General features: G+C 72.7%; 14 protein-coding genes. 7 read left to right on the forward strand and 7 right to left on the reverse strand.

What is annotated here, in order from left to right:
* Positions 1-8: 8 nt before the first annotated feature.
* The 3 genes from QFZ64_RS30890 to QFZ64_RS30900 all read right to left on the reverse strand — a co-directional run bounded on the left by QFZ64_RS30890 (position 9) and on the right by QFZ64_RS30900 (position 3,975).
* On the reverse strand, positions 9-260 hold the full coding sequence (locus QFZ64_RS30890; protein WP_307071926.1) for a 2-oxo acid dehydrogenase subunit E2: 252 nt from the start codon (positions 258-260) through the stop codon (positions 9-11).
* Between the two features lie 170 nt (positions 261-430).
* Positions 431-3,118 (reverse strand): pyruvate dehydrogenase (acetyl-transferring), homodimeric type, encoded by a 2,688-nt coding sequence (gene aceE, locus QFZ64_RS30895; RefSeq protein ID WP_307070763.1) that lies wholly within the window; start codon positions 3,116-3,118, stop codon positions 431-433.
* A 116-nt stretch (positions 3,119-3,234) separates the two neighbouring features.
* Complete coding sequence (locus tag QFZ64_RS30900) at positions 3,235-3,975, reverse strand: SDR family oxidoreductase (RefSeq protein WP_307070764.1); 741 nt, start codon at positions 3,973-3,975, stop codon at positions 3,235-3,237.
* A 281-nt stretch (positions 3,976-4,256) separates the two neighbouring features.
* Between QFZ64_RS30900 and QFZ64_RS30905 the strand changes: the two genes are divergently transcribed.
* Positions 4,257-4,709: a cupin domain-containing protein gene (locus QFZ64_RS30905; RefSeq protein WP_307070765.1), complete on the forward strand. Its 453-nt coding sequence runs from the start codon at positions 4,257-4,259 to the stop codon at positions 4,707-4,709.
* Positions 4,710-4,857: 148 nt separating this feature from the next.
* Here the strand turns inward: QFZ64_RS30905 and QFZ64_RS30910 are convergent, their stop codons facing one another.
* Entirely contained in the window at positions 4,858-5,352 is a 495-nt protein-coding gene (locus QFZ64_RS30910; protein ID WP_307070766.1) for a cupin domain-containing protein, read from the reverse strand.
* A gap of 45 nt (positions 5,353-5,397) precedes the next feature.
* Positions 5,398-6,933: an MFS transporter gene (locus tag QFZ64_RS30915; RefSeq protein WP_307070767.1), complete on the reverse strand. Its 1,536-nt coding sequence runs from the start codon at positions 6,931-6,933 to the stop codon at positions 5,398-5,400.
* Positions 6,934-7,584: 651 nt separating this feature from the next.
* On the opposite strand from QFZ64_RS30915, the gene QFZ64_RS30920 reads away from it, so the two are divergent.
* The 5 genes from QFZ64_RS30920 (at position 7,585) to QFZ64_RS30940 (ending at position 13,807) form a co-directional block, all read left to right on the forward strand.
* A complete protein-coding gene (locus tag QFZ64_RS30920; protein WP_307070768.1) occupies positions 7,585-8,373 on the forward strand; it encodes a DUF427 domain-containing protein in 789 nt (262 codons plus the stop codon).
* A 288-nt stretch (positions 8,374-8,661) separates the two neighbouring features.
* Complete coding sequence (locus tag QFZ64_RS30925) at positions 8,662-9,612, forward strand: alpha/beta hydrolase (protein ID WP_307070769.1); 951 nt, start codon at positions 8,662-8,664, stop codon at positions 9,610-9,612.
* A gap of 18 nt (positions 9,613-9,630) precedes the next feature.
* Entirely contained in the window at positions 9,631-10,350 is a 720-nt protein-coding gene (locus QFZ64_RS30930; protein ID WP_307070770.1) for an alpha/beta fold hydrolase, read from the forward strand.
* A gap of 106 nt (positions 10,351-10,456) precedes the next feature.
* A complete protein-coding gene (locus tag QFZ64_RS30935; protein ID WP_307070771.1) occupies positions 10,457-10,798 on the forward strand; it encodes a hypothetical protein in 342 nt (113 codons plus the stop codon).
* A 237-nt stretch (positions 10,799-11,035) separates the two neighbouring features.
* Positions 11,036-13,807: an AAA family ATPase gene (locus QFZ64_RS30940; protein ID WP_307070772.1), complete on the forward strand. Its 2,772-nt coding sequence runs from the start codon at positions 11,036-11,038 to the stop codon at positions 13,805-13,807.
* 20 nt (positions 13,808-13,827) lie between these two features.
* On the opposite strand, the gene QFZ64_RS30945 is transcribed toward QFZ64_RS30940, so the two are convergent.
* Positions 13,828-14,235: an OsmC family protein gene (locus QFZ64_RS30945; RefSeq protein ID WP_307070773.1), complete on the reverse strand. Its 408-nt coding sequence runs from the start codon at positions 14,233-14,235 to the stop codon at positions 13,828-13,830.
* A 215-nt stretch (positions 14,236-14,450) separates the two neighbouring features.
* Here QFZ64_RS30945 and QFZ64_RS30950 point away from each other — a divergent pair, with 215 nt between their 5' ends.
* Positions 14,451-14,906 (forward strand): SDR family oxidoreductase, encoded by a 456-nt coding sequence (locus QFZ64_RS30950; RefSeq protein ID WP_307070774.1) that lies wholly within the window; start codon positions 14,451-14,453, stop codon positions 14,904-14,906.
* Positions 14,907-14,927: 21 nt separating this feature from the next.
* Here the strand turns inward: QFZ64_RS30950 and QFZ64_RS30955 are convergent, their stop codons facing one another.
* Positions 14,928-17,669 carry an AAA family ATPase gene (locus tag QFZ64_RS30955; protein WP_307070775.1) on the reverse strand — a complete coding sequence of 914 codons (2,742 nt, stop codon included), beginning with the start codon at positions 17,667-17,669 and terminating at the stop codon, positions 14,928-14,930.
* Positions 17,670-17,837 lie beyond the last annotated feature (168 nt).

Here is a 17,837-nt window from a genome sequence, read left to right on the forward strand (position 1 = left end):
CTCCTCGCTCACACAGTGGCGTCGGGGTACAGGTCGCCCTCGAACGCCGCCGACTCCAGGAGCGCCTTGACCGCCGTCAGGTAGCGGGCCGCGTCCGCCCCGTCCACCAGCCGGTGGTCGTACGAGAGCGACAGGTGCACCAGGTCCCGGACGCCGATGACCTCCTCGTCACCGACGCGCACGACCCCGGGCCTCCTGACCGTGGCCCCCACGCCGAGGATCGCGGCCTGCCCGCGCCGGTGCGCGCCGCCCCGGCGCAGGACGCCGGCGGCGGGGGCTGCCGGCTCGCGGCGAGTCCGTCGAGGTCGGTGCCGGCCTCATGATGACGTCCAACTCCTCACGGAACGACGGGGCGCGTGGCCCGGCCGGACCTGTCGTGCACGGCCCGCGTCGGACGACGCGGGCGGCAGGGGTCGCCTCGTTCGGCGGTTCAGCGGTCGAGGCCGTACTGCGCGCGGGCCCGCGCGACGGTCTCCGGCGGGACCTGTCCCGCACGGGCCAGACGGTCCAGTGCGGTCACCACGATCGACTCGGCGTCCACCCGGAAGTAGCGGCGCACGTCCTCACGGGTGTCGGACAGCCCATAACCGTCGGTGCCCAGGGAGTAGTAGTCCTGCTCGACCCACTGGCTGATCTGGTCGGGCACCTGCCGCATCCAGTCGCTGACGGCCAGCACCGGCCCCGGCGCCCCGGACAGCGCCCGAGTGACGAACGGGCTGCGTTCCTCGCCCCGCGTCCGGGCGTCGTCGGCACGCATCGCGTCCCGGCGCAGCTCCGTCCAGGACGTCACCGACCACACGTCGGCGCGCACGCCCCAGTCGGAGGCGAGCAGTTCCTGCGCGCGCAGGACCCAGTGGATCGCCGTACCGGAGGCGAGCAGTTGGAGCCGGGGCCCGGCCGCGGGCGCCTCGGCGGGCCGGAACCTGTAGATGCCCCGGACGATGCCCTCCTCGATGCCGGGCACCGGCGGCATGGCGGGCTGGTGCTTGGGTTCGTTGTACACGGTCAGGTAGTAGAAGACGTCCTCGGGCCGCTCGCCGTACATGCGGCGCAGACCGTCCCGGACGATGACCGCGATCTCGTAGGCGAACGCCGGGTCGTAGCTGACGGCCGCCGGATTGGTGGCGGCGAGCAGGTGCGAGTGGCCGTCCCCGTGCTGCAGGCCCTCGCCGGTCATCGTCGTGCGCCCGGCGGTGCCGCCGACCACGAAGCCGCGGCCCATCTGGTCGCCCAGCGCCCAGAACTGGTCGCCGGTGCGCTGGAAGCCGAACATGGCGTAGAAGATGTAGAAGGGGATCATGGGTTCGCCGTGCGTGGCGTAGGACGTCGCGGCGGCGGCGAACTCGGCGACGGAACCGGCCTCGGTGATGCCCTCGATGAGCAGTTGCCCGGTCGTGCTCTCCAGGTAGTGGAGCAGTTGGTCCGCGTCGACCGGGTCGTAGGTCTGGCCCTGCGGCGAGTAGATGCCGGCGGTGGGGAACATCGACTCCATGCCGAAGGTGCGGGCCTCGTCGGGGACGATCGGCACCCAGCGGGCCCCGCTGTGCGGGTCGCGCATCAGGTCCTTGACCAGCCGGACGAGTGCCATCGTGGTGGCCATCTCCTGGTGGCCGGACCCCTTCTCCAGGTCCTCGAAGGGCTTGGCGGGCGGTTCCGGCAGCGGCTTGGCGACCACTCGGCGCACGGGTGCGGGCCCGCCCAGCGCGGCCCGGCGTTCGCGCAGGTACCGCACCTCGGGCGAGTCCTGCCCGGGGTGCCAGAACGGCACCTGGTCGCCGGCGAGCGCGCTGTCGGGGATGGGCAGCTCCAGCAGATCGCGCATGGCCCGGAACTGCTCCATCGTGAGCTTCTTCATCTGGTGGTTGGCGTTGCGCGACTCGAACGCCGGGCCCAGCGTGTGGCCCTTCACCGTCTGGGCGAGGACCACCGTCGGGGCGCCCCGGTGCTCCACGGCGGCCCGGTAGGCGGCGTACACCTTCAACGGCTCGTGTCCGCCCCGCGAGTTCTCGAACAGCTCGACCACCCGCGCGTCGCTCAGGGAGGCGGAGAGCGCCGACAGGGCGTCACCGGTGAAGAAGTGCTCGCGTATGTAGGCCGCGTCCCGCGCGGCGAGCGTCTGCATCTGGGCGTCGGGCACCTCGCCCAGGCGCCGTACCAGGTCGCCGGTGGTGTCCTGCGCCAGCAGCGGGTCCCAGGCCTCGCCCCAGAGCGTCTTGACCACGTTCCAGCCCGCTCCCCGGAACCGTGCCTCCAGTTCCTGGACGATCTTCGAGTTGGACCGTACCGGGCCGTCCAGGCGCTGGAGGTTGCAGTTGATGACGAAGGTCAGGTTGTCCAGGTTCTCGCGGGAGGCCAGGGTCAGGGCGGCCGTCGACTCCGGCTCGTCCATCTCCCCGTCGCCCAGGAACGCCCACACCCGTGAGGCGGAGGTGTCCTTGATGCCGCGGGCGTGCAGATAGCGGTTGAAGCGGGCCTGGTAGACGGCGCTGAGGGGGCCCAGGCCCATGGAGACCGTCGGGAACTCCCACAGCCACGGCAGCCGCCGGGGGTGCGGATAGGACGGCAGTCCGTGGCCGCCGGCCTCCCGGCGGAAGGCGTCCAGTTGGCTCTCGCTCAGCCGCCCCTCCAGGAAGACCCGGGCGTAGATGCCGGGGGACGCGTGTCCCTGGACGAAGAGCTGGTCGCCGGAGCCGTCGGCGTCCTTGCCCCGGAAGAAGTGGTGGAAGCCGATCTCGTAGAGCCAGGCCGCCGAGGCGTAGGTGGAGATGTGACCGCCCAGCCCGAGGCGCGCGCCGCGGGTGACCATCGCCGCCGCGTTCCACCGGTTGAGCGCGGTGATCCTGGACTCCATCTCCAGGTCGCCGTCGAACTCCGGCTGCGCGGCGGCCGGGACGGTGTTGATGTAGTCCGAGTGCAGCAGCCCCGGCAGGGACATGCCCGTACTCGCGGCGAACTCGTGCACCCGCCGCATCAGGTACACCGCCCGTTCCGGCCCCGCGTTGCGCACGACGGCGTCGAGGGAGGCCTGCCACTCGGCGGTCTCCTCGCGGTCGCGGTCGGGCAGCTGGTCCAGCTCGCTGATCACAGGGTTCTCGGTCGGCCGGGAGGGTTCACTCATGGCAGCCTTCTTTTCACGGCGTGGTGTCGGCGACACCGGCCGCGGACACGGTGGGTGTCGCGGGGCGACAGGTCTGAGGGGGAGATCCGGGCGACGGGCGGCGCCGCCCGGCGGGGTCAGCGGCTCTTGAGCCACTGGGAGAACGTGTGATGACCCAGCCGGGCGTCCGGGCCGGGAAGCAGAGCCCGCTCCTCGAACACCGCGCCGAAGAACGGGGCCCGCGTGTCGGTGATCACCGGGCCGGGCCGGCCGAGGAGACCGAGCACCTCGGCCGTGAGGTCCTCCAGCCGGAACTCCTCGGGCCCGGCTGTCTCGACCACGCCGAACTGCGGCAGCCCCACCGCGACATGGGCGAGGAGCGCGGCGACGTCGTCGGCCGAGACGGGGCGCAGCAGCAGCGGCGGCACATGCACGCCGTCGGGCCGGGTGCCGGCCGCGGCGGCGGCCTCCACGGACTCGTGGAACGGCGTGGCGCGCACCACGGAGTACGGCACGGTGGTGTGCCGTGCCAGGTCCTCCTGCGCCGCCTTGGCCCGGAAGTAGCCCGACCCGATCCGGTCGGCGCCCACCACCGACAGCGCCACGTAGTGCTCGACGTCCGCGGCGGCGGCCGCCTTGAGGACGTTGCCCGTCGCGGTGGTGAAGAACGCGGTGCTGGTCTCCTGCCGCCGGGAGGGCGCGTCGGTGACGTCCACGATCACATCGGCGCCGCGCAGCGCCCGGTCCAGGCCCTGGCCGGTGCTGACGTCGACTCCTTCCCCGCGCGACACCGGCACGACCTCCACCCCGTGGTCCCGGAGCCGCGCGACGGTCCGGGAACCGATCAGTCCGGTGGCACCTGCAACGACGACTCTCATCCGCGTCTCCTCCGTCGGGGGCCCGATGACCCCGCTGGGTGTCCTGGGCGGACGGTGGCGGATGCCGAAGTGCCACCGTGCCCGTCTCACCTAGACAGAACGCGAGTCCCTCGTGTGACACCGTGCGGCCGGGCCGCGGTCCCCGACCGGCCGTGGCGCGGTGTCACAGACCCGCACGGTGTCCGGTCAGGAGGGCGAGCGGTCATCACGACCGGAGACGACCCCGTGACGGCGGACGATGTGCCGCCCGGTCACGGCGGAACCACGGAAGGTGCGACTCGATGTCGGAGAATGCACAGCACGCCCACCACGGACACGGAACCGGCGACGCGGACGGCCCGAGCTGGACCCGCGCGGCGAAGATGATCCAGGACGCCTCGCCGATCGTCGTCCCCGAGGGCGCCTCGGCGATGACCATCCACGTCGAGTGGGAGCCCGGTGACCCCGGCACCCCGCCGCACCGCCACTCCGGCCCGGCGTTCGGTTACGTCATCGAGGGCGCCGTCCGCTTCGAACTGGAGGGTGAGCCCGAGCGTGTGGTCGAGGCCGGCGGCACCTTCTGGGAGCCGGGCGGCGACGCCATCCACTACCAGGACGGCAACGCGCTCAGCGACCGGAAGACGGAGTTCGTCGTCACGATGATGTGCGCGCCCGGCAAGCCCATGCTCGAACTGGTCGACGAGGCGGAGCTGAAGGAGCGCGCCCACCTGCGCGCACCCCGGCCCACCGCCTGACCCTCGGCCGGGCACCCACGACGGGGCCCCGCACCCGTGACACCGGCCAGGCCGGGAGGTCACGGATGCGGGGCCCCGTCGTTGTGCGGTGTCAACGGCTCCCGCTCCCGCCCCTGTTCCTCCTCCACGAAGTGGGAGTCATGTGCTCCTACTCCACGAAGTACGAGTCGTGCCGGTCGAAGAACACGGCACGCTCCTCCTCGGAAGCGTGCCCCAGCCGGGAGACCTGCTCGAAGTACTCCTCGCGCGGGGCGCCCGGGGTGAACAGCAGCAGCATGTCCGCCGGTGCGTCGGAGTCGTTGCGGAAGGCGTGCAGCCCGCCCTGGGGGACGTGCAGGAAGTCACCCTTGCGGGCGTCGACCCACTGCACACCGTCGAAGACGCGCACGGTGCCGTCCAGGATGAAGAAGGACTCCGAGATCCGCTTGTGGAAATGGGTCTTGGGGCCGCCCGCCCGGGGACGCATCTCGACCCGGTACAGCCCGAACTCACCCCGTGTGGTGGCCGTGGTGGCCAGATAGTGGGTGGCGTCCTTTCCGGTACCGCTCTCACCCAGGTTCGGCGGTGTGGTGGCCGGCCGGAAGACGGCGCTGACCTCACCGTCCTCACCCCAGTACTTCTGCTCCGGGTACGGGTACGACATGTCTGTCTCCTTTCGTACGGCCGGCGCCGTGCACGGCGCCGGAGGTCATTCGACGGTTTGATGACGGGTGAAGCGGGACACCAGCGGTGGCTCCATCAGCCAGCCGTGGGCGTGCCCGTGCGAGGCACGAGGGGCGGTGGCGGACCGCCGCAGCGTGAGGAAGGCGACCGACGCGCCGACGGCGAGCAGGACCGCGCACAGCGGCATGGCCCGGCCGAACGAGGCGTCGAAGGACGCGTCCGACCGGTAGGCCTCCGGCCCCATCCCGACCAGCAGCGGGAGCGCCGCGACGGACACCAGTCCCGCCGCCCGGGCAGCGGCGTTGTTGATGCCGCTGGCCAGCCCGGCGTTCGAGGCGTCCACCGAGGCCAGCAGGGTCACGGTCAGGGGGGCGACCATGACGACCATGCCGGCGCCCGTCACCAGGAGGGCCGGAAGGACGTCATGGACGTAGGACGCGCCCGGACCGACCCGCAGCATCAGCAGCATCCCCGCTCCGCACACCAGCGGGCCGGCGGTGAGGGGGGCCCGCGGCCCCAGCCGCTGGGCGAGCATCCCGGCGTGGGACGAGAACAGCAGCATCAGCGCGGTGTTCGGCAGCATCGCCGCCCCGGCGGCCAGCGCCGAGTACCCGACGACGATCTGCAGTTGCAGCGCGGTCAGGAAGAAGAACCCGCCCGTCCCCGCGTAGACGCACAGGGTGATCAGGTTGACGGCGGTGAACTGCCGGGAGGAGAAGACCGCCGGCGGCATCATGGGGTCGCCGCTGCGTCGTTCGACGCGGAGGAACGCGGCCCCCGCGACGACACCGCCGACGGCCGCGGCGACGGCCACGGTCCCGCCGTCGCGCGCCTCCGTCAGCGCGTAGGTGACCAGCGCCAGGGTCAGGGCTCCCAGGACGGCCCCGGGAACGTCGAAGCCGGCCCCGCGCCGGGCTCCCGCGCCGACCCTGGCGACCGCGGCCTGGCGCGATGCGCCCACGGACTCCGGAACGTGGCGCAGGGCGACGGGGACGCACAGCAGCGCCGGGACGGCGCTCAGCACGAAGGTCCAGCGCCAGCCGGGCCCGTCCACCAGCCACCCGCCCACGAACGGCCCCAGGGCGGCGCCGATGCCGCCGAAGCCGGACCACAGGCCGATCGCGCGCGGCCGGTCGTCCGGATGGAAGGAGGCCTCGATGATCGCCAGTGAACCGGGCGTGAGCAGCGCACCCCCGACGCCCTGCAGGGCCCGGGCGGCGATGAGCGTGGTGGTGTCCGGGGCCAGGCCGCACAGCAGGGAGGCGACCGCGAACCACACCAGGCCCAGGACGAAGACGCGACGCCGCCCGAACCGGTCGCCCAGGGAACCGCCCAGCAGGATGAGTCCCGCCAGGGTCAGCATGTAGGCGTTCACCGTCCACTGGAGGACGCCGAGACCGGCGTCGAAGTCCTGGCCGATGCGCGGGAGCGCGATGTTGGTGACGGTCGAGCCGAGCAGCACGACGCCGGAGCCCAGGACGGTGGCCAGCAGGGTCCACCGCCCACGGGCGCCGGCGATGCGGAGGGAAGCGGTGCTCTCGGGAGCGGGGGAGGGGTTCATGTCGAGTCCTGGGGTGGCGTTGCCCGAGCGGTCCGTCGCCTGCTCGGGGGTCGGGGTGAGCAGGCGACGGACGGTACGCGTCCGGCCGGGCTGCCGCGCGGCCGGAGCGGCTGCGTCAGCCGAACATGCCGGGCCTGTAACCGCCCGCGGCCTGCTGGTCCTCACCCGCCGCGGCGGCGTCCTCGGCCTGCATTCCGTGCGGGAACCGCAGCCGTTGATCTGGCCGGCCCGGATCTTCACCCGTTCCTGAGTGGCGACCGGCAGAGCGGCCCGGACCGCCGCTCCGGCCGGGTTCAGGTGCTTCACGACCTTGCCCGCGAGGGCGTCGCCGGTTGATGCGCGCGTCCATGACGCATCTCCTCAAGGGGGGAACGGTTACGGACGGTTGACCGGGTGCCCGCGCGTTCTGTGACAACCGGATCCGCCCGTACGCTCGGCACGTTCCGTTCCCCGGCCTCGAAGCCCGCAGGCATGACACATCTCTGGGCACACGGTGTGAAGAAAAGCGCATCGCGACCCATATTCGGTGTGGTCGCCGGGTGCGGGCGATAGCATCGAACGAGTGGACCGGGCCCGTCGGCCCGAGTCGGCGCCGCCCTCCCGGGCCCCGGGCACGGCGAGCGCACCCTCAGCGAATCCAAGGTGATCACCATGGCAAACGAGAGTGTCCTGCACCCGAGCCTCATCGTGCCGATCGGACACGTCGAGCCCGTTCCCCGCCGCGTTCGGGGGACGGTCGGGGGCCGCGTCGCCTTCGACACCCGCCGAGCGCTGTACGTGTGGGAGTGGCAGGCGTACCCGCAATTCAGCATCCCGATCGAGGACTTGGTGGAGGGTGTGCTCGACGACGACAAGCACACCGAGCAGCTCGGTGCCGGGCCCGCTCACCGCCACACCCTGCGGGTCGGCCCGGAGGTCCGTGCGGGGGCGGCCTGGGTCTGGGGGGAGGGCTCCCCCGAAGCCCTGCGTGACACGGTGCGTTTCGCATGGGGGGCGCTGGACTCCTGGTTCGAGGAGGACGAGCCGGTCTTCGTCCATCCGCGGAGCCCGTACTCGCGCGTGGACGCGCTGCGTTCGCGCAGCACCGTCCGGGCCGAGGTGGACGGCGTCGTGCTGGCGGAAGCCTCCGGCTGCGTAAAGCTGTTCGAGACCGGCCTGCCGACCCGCTACTACCTCGATCCCATGGACATCGACTGGACCCTGCTGCGGCACTCCGACACGGTGACCCGGTGCCCCTACAAGGGGACGACGAGCGACTACTGGTCGTTCGACAGCGACACCGGCGCCCACGAGGACATCGCCTGGACGTACGACTTCCCGACCATCCACGCCAACCGCATCGCCGGACTGACCGCGTTCTACAACGAGCACGTCGATCTGTACGTCGACGGCTTCCTGCTGCCGAGGCCGGTGGATCCCACCCGGGTGGCCGCCGACTAGGGCCTTTCGTTCGAATCATTCCGGCGTCGCGGGGTCCGGCAGGCGCCTGTGCGGCGTTGTCGTCGGTTGCCGGGGCTCCGCCCCGGCGCCCTCCTCCGCCTTGCCGCCGCACGCACCGGACCCCGCTCGGGTCGGTCGAGGACGCACCGCGCCTCCCAGCCGGCCTGATCCGAACGAAAGACCCTAGCGACACCCGTTGTGCGGGCCCGATGCGTCACATATGGCCTCCCCACGCGGTCTCATGAGGTGGAAAGCCAGCCAAAAGCCCCACCACCTCAAGGACCGACCATGAGTGACATCGTTCTCGAGCCCGCCGCGCAGGAATTCGCCGACGCCACCGCCGAACCACCGTTGCTGTACGAACTCGGTGTCGAGGGAGCCCGCAAGCTGCTCGACGACGTCCAGTCCGGGCCGGTGGAGAAGCCGGACGTGGACGAGAAGTGGATCACCGTGTCCGCCGGGGTCGGTGACGTGCGGGTGCGCATCGTCAAGCCCGTCGGCACCACCGGTGTGCTGCCCGTCATCCTCTACGTGCACGGCGGCGGCTGGATCCTCGGGAACGCCGGCACCCACGACCGTCTGGTGCGCGAGCTGGCCGTGGGCGCGGAGGCGGCCGTGGTCTTCGTCGAGTACGACCGCTCTCCGGAGGCGAAGTACCCCGTCGCCATCGAGCAGGCCTACGCCACCGCCCAGTGGGTCACCACCAAGGGCGCCGACGAAGACCTGGACGGCTCCCGCATGGTCATCGCCGGTGACTCCGTCGGCGGCAACATGAGCGCCGCCCTCACCCTCATGGCCAAGCGGCGCGGTGACGTGACCTTCCTGCACCAGTCCCTCTTCTACCCCGTCACCGACGCCGGGCAGGACACGGAGAGCTACCGCGTCTTCGCGCACGGACCGCACCTGACCGCGAAGGCCATGGAGTGGTTCTGGAACGCCTACACCACCGATCCGGCGGAGCGCGACCAGATCACGGCCTCGCCGCTGCGTGCCACCCTGGAGGACCTCCGGGGACTGCCGCCGGCGTTCGTCGTGGTCGACGAGAACGACGTGCTGCGCGACGAGGGCGAGGCGTACGCCCGCAAGCTGATCCAGGCCGGGGTGCCGACCACGAGCGTCCGCTACAACGCCGGCCTGCACGACTTCATGATGCTGAACCCGGTCCGCGGAACGCAGGCCTCCACCGCGGCGATCGAGCAGGCGATCCACGTTCTGCGCAAGGCCCTCGGCACCGACTGATCCGGAAAGGCCCCTCTCATGAGCGCACAGAAACCGACCGTCGTCCTCGTGCACGGCGCGTTCGCGGACTCGTCCAGTTGGAACGGCGTCGTCGCCGGGCTCCGGTCGCACGACTACCCGGTGGTGGCCGCGAGCAATCCGCTGCGCGGGCTGACCGGGGACAGCGCGTACGTCAGACAGCTCCTGGAGTCCATCGACGGGCCCGTGGTCCTCGCCGGGCACTCATACGGCGGCTCGGTCATCAGCAACGCCGCGACGGGACTCGACCACGTCAAGGCTCTCGTGTTCGTCGCGGCGTTCCTGCCGGACGAAGGCGAGAGCGCGGTCGACCTGTCCGGCAAGTTCCCGGGCAGCACCCTCGGGGAGACGCTCCGCCCGGTGCCGGTCACGCTCCCCGACGGCGGCCGCGCCGCGGACCTCTACATCGAGCAGAGCAGGTTCCACCAGCAGTTCGCCGCCGACGTCCCGGAGGAGACCGCGGCGGTCATGGCGGCCACGCAGCGGCCCGTGGCCGACGCCGCGCTGGCGGAGGGCGCCTCGGCGCCGGCGTGGAAGGACATCCCGTCCTGGGTCCTCGTGGCCGCCGAGGACCGCAACATCCCGGCCCAGGCGCAGACGTACATGGCCGAGCGCGCGAAGGCCACGGTGGTGCAAGTCTCCGCTTCCCACGCGGTCAGCGTGTCGCGTCCGGGCGAGGTCGCCCGGCTGATCAGCGAGGCGGCGCAGGCGACCGGCTGAGCGGAGGGTGGGCCGCCGGCCCCGGGAGGACCGGCGGCGGCCCACCGGCACCGCGCCCGCCGCGGCGTCGCGTCACGTCCCCACCGGAGTGACACAGGAGTACCTCATGAACACGAGCAAGCAGGCCGCTCGCGGGCTGGCCGACATACAGGAGTATCTCTACCGCGAGGCGCACCTCAGCGCCGCTCGCCGGCGAGTGTCCGCCTTCACGGCGAGGGCCGACGGGCTGACCCACGGGCAGAAGAGGGACTTGGAGCGGTGGTATCTGGAGGAACAGAAATACGTCGCCCGCATGGTGACCGAGCACATCGCGGAGCGCATCGGCGCGGCCGAGGCGGCCCACCGCCTCCGCTTCGGCCGCCGGCTGCGAGGCATGCTGATCGCCATGACCGCGATCGGTCTGACGATCTTCGTGTGCACGGCGGTCGTCGTGGGATCGATGGTCTGATCCACCGACGCGGCACCAGGTCGGCGCAGGATCCGTAGCGGCGGCTTCCGGCCGGCGGGCCCCGGCCGGGACGGGAGTTCGGGAAGACAGGCACGCGGAAGAAGGCAGAGGCGGGCGCGGGCCGGAGCATCGAACCTCACGGGGTCCCGAGCGCCCGCGCGCCGGCCTCGGCAATCAGTTCGAGACAGTTCTACGGAAAGTGAAACGCCGGGGTATCGTGACAGCCGGGAGGCTGCCATGGTGAGGGACGGCGAACGGACCGAGCTCATCGGGCGGCAGGACGAGTGCGAAGTCCTGGACGGCCTCCTCGCGCAGACCAGAGCCGGCCGCAGCGGAGTGCTGGTGGTGCGCGGTGAGGCGGGCATCGGCAAGACCGAGCTGCTGAACCACCTGCTCGACCGGGCCACCGGGTGCCGCGTCGTCAGGGCGGTCGGTGTGCAGTCCGAGATGGAACTCTCCTATGCCGGGCTGCACCAGCTCTGCGCTCCTCTGCTCGCCCACCTCGAAGGTATCCCCGAGCCGCAGCGCAACGCCCTGCGTACGGCCTTCGGCATGCAGGTCGGTGACGCTCCCGACCGGTTCCTGGTCGGTCTGGCCACGTTGAGCCTGTTCGCCGCCGCAGTCGGCGACGAGCCGTTGCTCTGTCTGGTCGACGACGCGCAGTGGCTGGACCGCGTCTCGGCCCAGACGCTGGAGTTCGTCGCCCGACGGCTGCTCGCCGAACCCGTCCTGCTGGTCCTGGCCGTCCGCGAGTCCGGCTCCCGCGAGGTGTTCGCCGACTTCCCGGAGCTCGCCGTGCGCGGACTCGGCGAGCGTGATTCCCGTGAGCTCCTCGACTCGGTCGTCACCGGTCCGCTCGACCGGCGGGTGCGCGACCGCATCGTCGCCGAGACGCGCGGCAACCCACTTGCCCTGGTGGAGCTGCCGCGCGGCCTGACCCTCCTCGAGATGGCCGGGGGATTCGGCGTACCGGAGACCCGTCCCCTGTCCAGCCAGATCGAGGCGGGCTTCCTCCGCCGCATCCGGACCCTCCCGGCGCCGACGCAGCAGTTGCTGCTCATCGCCGCCACCGAACCGGTCGGCGATGTGTCCCTGCTGCGGAGCGCCGCCGAGCGTCTCGGCATCGACGCGGACCGCGCCGCCACCGAAGCCGAGGCCGCGGGTCTGATGACCCTCGGCACCTGGGTCCGCTTCCGCCACCCACTGGTGCGCTCCGCGGCGTACCGCGCCGCCGGGTTCGAGGAACGCCGGCGCGTGCACGCGGCCCTGGCGGAGTCGATCGACGCGACGCTCTATCCCGAACGCCGCGTCTGGCACCTCGCGAGTGCCGCGACGGGTCCGGACGAGGACGTCGCCGCCGAACTGGAGGGCTCCGCCGGGCGGGCGCAGGCACGCGGTGGTGTCGCCGCGGCGGCGGCCTTCCTGGACCGAGCCGCCGGGCTGACCCCCGATCCGGTGCGCCGCGGGGCCAGGGCACTGGCCGCGGCCCGGGCGAAGTACCAGGCGGGCGCCTTCGACGCCGCGCGGGAACTGGTCGACGCCGCGGAGCTGAGCCACCTCGACGAGGCCGGAGCCGGACGTGCGACCCTGCTGCGCGGCCAGATCATGTCGGCGGCCAAGAGCGCCAGCACCGGACTCCCGCTGCTGCTCGAAGCGGCGAAGAGGGTGCAGCCGTTCGACTCCGCACTCGCCGACCAGACATACCGGGACGCCATCTACGCGGCCCTGACCGCGGGCCGGCTGGCCACGGGCGGGGTCCGCGACGTCGCCGAGGCGCTGCTCAGCACGCCGGGCCACTCCGGTACCGGGAGCCGGGAGACCCGCCTTCTGACGGGCCTCGCCCAGGTGGTGACCGAGGGCTACGCGGTCGGCGCGCCGATCCTCCTGGACGCCGTGGCGGCGTTCCGGGAAGGGGAACTCTCCCGGGAGGACGGCCTGGGCTGGCTGCCGTTCGTATGCCGCATGGCCCACAACACCTGGGACTTCGCCGCCTGGTCCGAGCTGTCGGCGCGACTGGTCGACCTCGCCCGCGGCAACGGAGCGCTCGCCGTGCTGCCCTCCGCCCTTCTGCTGCGCCTGTCGAACCGGGTGTTCGCCGGCGACCTGCACGGCGCGGCCTCCCTCACCGTGGAGGCGAGCGCGATCGGCGAAGCCACGGGCAGCAGCTTCTTCGCCCACTACGGCGCACTCGTCCTGGAGCCCTTCAGAGGGCGGGAATCGACGACCCGGCAGGCGATCGAGACCCTTACCCAGGACCGCCTCCTGCGCGGTGAGGGCAAGGTGACAACGGCCACCCAATGGGCCGCCGCCGTCCTCTACAACGGCCTCGGCAGGTACGAGGAGGCATACGCCGCGGCCGAGCGCGGCTGTGAGAACCCGCAGGAGCTGGGCCTGTCCCTCCAGTCCCGGGTCGAACTCGTCGAAGCGGCCGTGCGCCTCGGGCGTACCGAGCGGGCGGCCCAGGCCGTACGGACGATCGAGGAGATGGCCCAGGCCAGCGGCACCCCCTGGGCGCTCGGCATCTCCGCCGCCACGCGCGCCCTGCTGAGCGAGGGCGGGACGGCCGACGCGCTGCACCGGGAAGCGATCGAGCGGCTCGACACGGCCGGGGTCCGGATGGACAGCGCCCGCGCACGGCTTCGGCACGGCGAGTGGCTGCGCGTGGAACGGCGACGGGCGCAGGCACGTATCCGGCTGAGCGAGGCACACGAGATGCTTGACGCCGCCGGGGCCGGGGCGTTCGCGGAACGCGCCCGACGGGAGTTGAAGGCCGTCGGCGTCAAGGTGGGCGGCCGCGTCCCGGCGGAGACCGCGGTCCTCACCGCGAAGGAGGCCGAGATCGCCCGGCTCGTGCAGGGAGGCTTCACCAACCCGGAGATCGGCGCACGGCTCTTCCTCAGCCCGCACACGGTCGAATGGCATCTGCGCAAGGTCTTCGCGAAACTCGGCGTCTCCTCCCGCAAGGAGATCGGCTCGGTGCGGTTGGAGGCGATGGCGACCACGCCCTGACCCGCCCGACGAAGGCCGGCTCAGACGTGCGACGCCTCCGGTTCCGCCAGCAGCGCGGGCACCGTGACGATCTTCGCCTCCCGGGCCAGCAGGCGGTGGACCGGACAGCGCCCGGCCGCCGCCAGCAACTGCTCCCGCTGCTCCGGTTCCAGGCCACCGGTCAGCCCGACGTTCTTGACGATGTGACCCTGCTTCCCGAACCGCACGGCCACGTCGATCCGCTCCAGTGGCCAGTCGTGCCGGTCCGCCAGAGCCCGCACGGCCATGGAGGTGCAGGACCCCAGCGCGGCCAGCAGCAGCTCGCCCGGGGTGGGGCCCTCGTCGGCGCCGATGGGCTCGGGCTCGTCGGAGGTCAGGTGGTGCGTGCCGATCGAGACGGAACGGGTGAGCCGTCCGCCTTCGGCGACGGTCACGATGCGCGTGGTCATGGGTCTTCCTCTCGGCCGGGGTACAGGGGCCGGGGCAAGGCCCGACAGGTCCCTCTTCCGCAGTGACCGAGCGGCGCGGGCGGGTGTGACACGTCAGCCGGTGTGGGGGTGTCAGAGACGGGGCGCGTGTCCTGTCACCAGGGTGCGGCGCACGAACCATGTCGGCGGGAAGAGGCAGCGCGTGCGGAGTCGCGCATCCGGTCACCCTGTCGATCGTGGGCAGCGACGCAGCCGACTTCGGCTACTGCTTCGGCAAGCGCGCCCAGGAGGAACTGGTCCGCGACGGAGACGTGCCCTGGGCGGTGGTGCGCGCCACCCGTTTCTTCGAGTTCCCGGAACCGCTGCTGAACAGCGCGTCACCGCTCGTCATGGTGCCGAGAACGCCGACCCGGCCCGTCGCCGCCCAGGACGTCGCCCAGACGCTCGTCGAGCACGCCGCCGGCGGCCCGGCGGGCATGGCACCCGAGATCGCGGGACCCGACCGGCTGGACATGGTCGACATGGCGCGTCGCATCGCGCGCGTGCGGGGCCGACGACGCCTCGTCGTGCCGGTGACGCTCCCGGGAAGGGCCGGCGAAGCCATGACCACGGGCGGGCTGCTGCCGCGCGGAGAATACCTACGCGGCCGCCGGACTTTCGCCGCCCGTCTCGCGTCCCTCCGGGCGGCCTGACACCCGGTCAGGCGGCGCCGCTCACAGGACCGTGCCCAGGAGGCGCCGGGAGGTGACGCCCAACTTGGCATACACCTTCCGCAGATGCCATTCCACGGTGTGCGGGCTCAGGAACAACTGGGCGCCGATCTCGGAGTTGGTGAGCCCCTCCCGGGCCAGGCGCGCGATCTGGCTCTCCTGAGGGGTGAGTGCCGCCACGGCGGCAGCGTCACGGCGGGCCACCGTCTCGCCGGTGGCCCGCAGTTCGCGGACGGCGCGCTCGGCGAACGCCTGCGCGCCGAACCGGGTGAACAGGCCGTGGGCCGTCCGCAACTGCGCACGGGCGTCGGCGCGGCGGCCCTCCCGCCGCAGCCACTCCCCGTACAGCAGACGCGCCCGGGCCGTCTCCATGGCGGCCCGGGTGCGACCGAGTCGCTCGATGGACTCCCGGTACAGCTCGTCGGCCGCCGTGCCGTCACTGAGCAGGGCGCGGCAGCGCGTCTGTATGCCCAGTGCCCAGTCCGTGGCGGCGGCGTCCGTGTCCCGGGTCAGCCGGACCGAAGCCGCCTCGGCCATGTCGAGCCGGCCGCTGCGCGCCCCGGCCTCCACCACCTCCACCAGCCCCCAGCCGGCCGCGACCAGGTCCTGCGGGTGCGCGCTCGCCCGACGGCCGGCTTCCAGCGCCTCCTCGTACCTGCCCAGGCCGTTGAGGAGCACGGCCTCCGCCCGGCACGCGACGGCCACCCCGATGCCCTCACCGCGGCCGAGGGCCTCCTCCCTGCCGGCCTTGATGAGCGGTGCGGCTTCGCCCGCGTGGCCCTGCCAGGCGGCGAGCGTCATCGTGCCGTACGGCGAGAAGCCGCTGCCGACCGCCTCCTGGACCCGGCCGGTCTCGGCGATGAGCAGCGCCGCCGCGTCCAGTTCACCGGCGGTCGTGTGGACGACCACCCGTGAATTGAGCGCGAGCGGCAACTCGGTCAGCGCCCCGACGGCACGGGCGGTGCGCACGTGGCGGGTGACCAGTTCCGTCCAGGCCTCGTGGTCCCACATGTCGGCCGCCAGTGCCGAAGCCAGCCACGACCAGCGCAGTACCTCGTCGGGGTCGGTCTCCCGGCGGAACGCGCGTACCGCCTCGCGCGAGACGGTGACCGCGTCGCGATACCCGTCGAGGAAACGGGCGGTGAGGGCGTCCAGCAGCAGATCGGCGGTGCGCGGCGGGCGCGTGCGCGGCGGGGTCGTCCCGCGCGCGGCTGCCGCCACCTCGCGTACGTGCGCTTCGGACGCGAGGCGTCCGGCGAACATCGCGGCCGACAGGGTGTCCAGGAAGGTCTCGCGGGCCAGGCCCACATCGAGCGGGACCAGGCGTCGCGCGGTGGCCAACAGCCTGGGGAGCGCTTCGTCGACGCGGCTGGAGGCGAAGGATATCCGGGCCTCGACGAGATCCGCCCGGGCCCGGCCGAGTTCGTCGAGCGTGCCGGCGCGGGCCAGCTCCAGCAGGTCGCGCGCCGCGGTGGGCGCGCCGGCGCGCAGCTTCGCCTGAGCCGCGGCGAGGGCACGCGTCGCCTTGCGCCGCGGGTGCGGCGTCAGTACGGCCGCGTGGGCGAGGAACGCGGCCGCCGCGGCGGTGCCGCCTCGCGCCCGCGCCCGACCGGCGGACGACTCCAGCTCCGCGGCGATGGCCTCGTCCGGCCGGACCGTGGCCCGCGCGAGGTGCCAGGCACGGCGGTCGGGGTCGAGGCGAGGGTCCGTCGCTTCGGCCAGCACCCGGTGCACCTCCCGCAGCTCCGCGAGCCCGGCCGACCGGTAGATCGCGGAGCGCAGCAACGGATGCCGGAAACGCACCAGCGTGCCGACGTCGAGCAGCCCCGCCGTCACCGCCGGCTCCACCGCGTCCGGGTCGACGCCCAGTCGCTCGACGGCGCTCCTGAGCAGCGGCACGTCACCGACCGGCTCGGCGGCGGCCGCCAGCAGCAGGCGCTGCGTCGGCTCCGGGAGCGAGCGGACCCGCGCGAGGTAGCTCCGCTCGATACGGCCGCTCACCCTTCCGGGACCGTGCGGAGCGGACCCCTCGACCGGTTCCGGGTCGACGTGGCCGTGGGGGAGTTCCAGCAGCGCGAGGGGATTGCCGCGAGCCTCGGCGAGGACGCGGTCGCGGATCCGCTCGTCCATCGGGCCTTCGGCGCTCGCGTCCAGCAACGCGCGCGCGTCGGTGTCGTCCAGCCCGTGCAGCGCCATCTCGGGCAGGCCGGCCAGGTCGTCGCGTCCCTGCTGCTCACGGGTGGCGAAGACCAGAGCCAGCGGTTCGGCGAGCATCCTTCGCGCCACGAACGCCAGCGTCTGCGCGGAGACCCGGTCGAGCCACTGGGCGTCGTCCACGAGGCAGAACAGCGGTCGCCGGGCGGCCACGTCCGTCAGCAGCCCGAGTACGGCCAGACCGACCAGGAACCTGTCCGGGGGCGGCCCCGCGCTCACCCCGAACGCCGTGGCCAGCGCTTCCGCCTGCGGCGCCGGGAGGGAGCCGACGTGCCCGAGGAAGGGCGCGCACACCTGGTGCAGTCCCGCGAACGCAAGCTCCATCTCCGACTCGGCACCCGCTCCCCGGGCGACCCGGTGCGCGGTGACGCGTGCCGCCACGTGATCCAGGAGGGCGGACTTCCCGATGCCGGCGTCGCCGCGCAGAACCAGCACGCGACTGCGACCGGCCTCCACCTCCGAGACCAGCCCGTCCAGCACTTCGAACTCACGGTGCCGACCACGCAGCCGCTCCGGACCGTGCCCGCTCACGCAGCGCCCCACACGCGGCGAGCATAACAACACGGCGTGCGGCCGGAGCCGGGTCGGCTTCCGCGACCGTCTCCGCGGGGGTTGTCACAGAACGGAGATCCGTTTCATCAAGAGGGCAGAACGCTTTCCTGCGACTCGCGCCGGTGTCCCGGCGCCGGACCCCTCCGG

The sequence above is a fragment of the Streptomyces sp. B3I8 genome (assembly GCF_030816915.1).
In the GTDB taxonomy this organism is placed as follows: Bacteria; Actinomycetota; Actinomycetes; order Streptomycetales; family Streptomycetaceae; genus Streptomyces.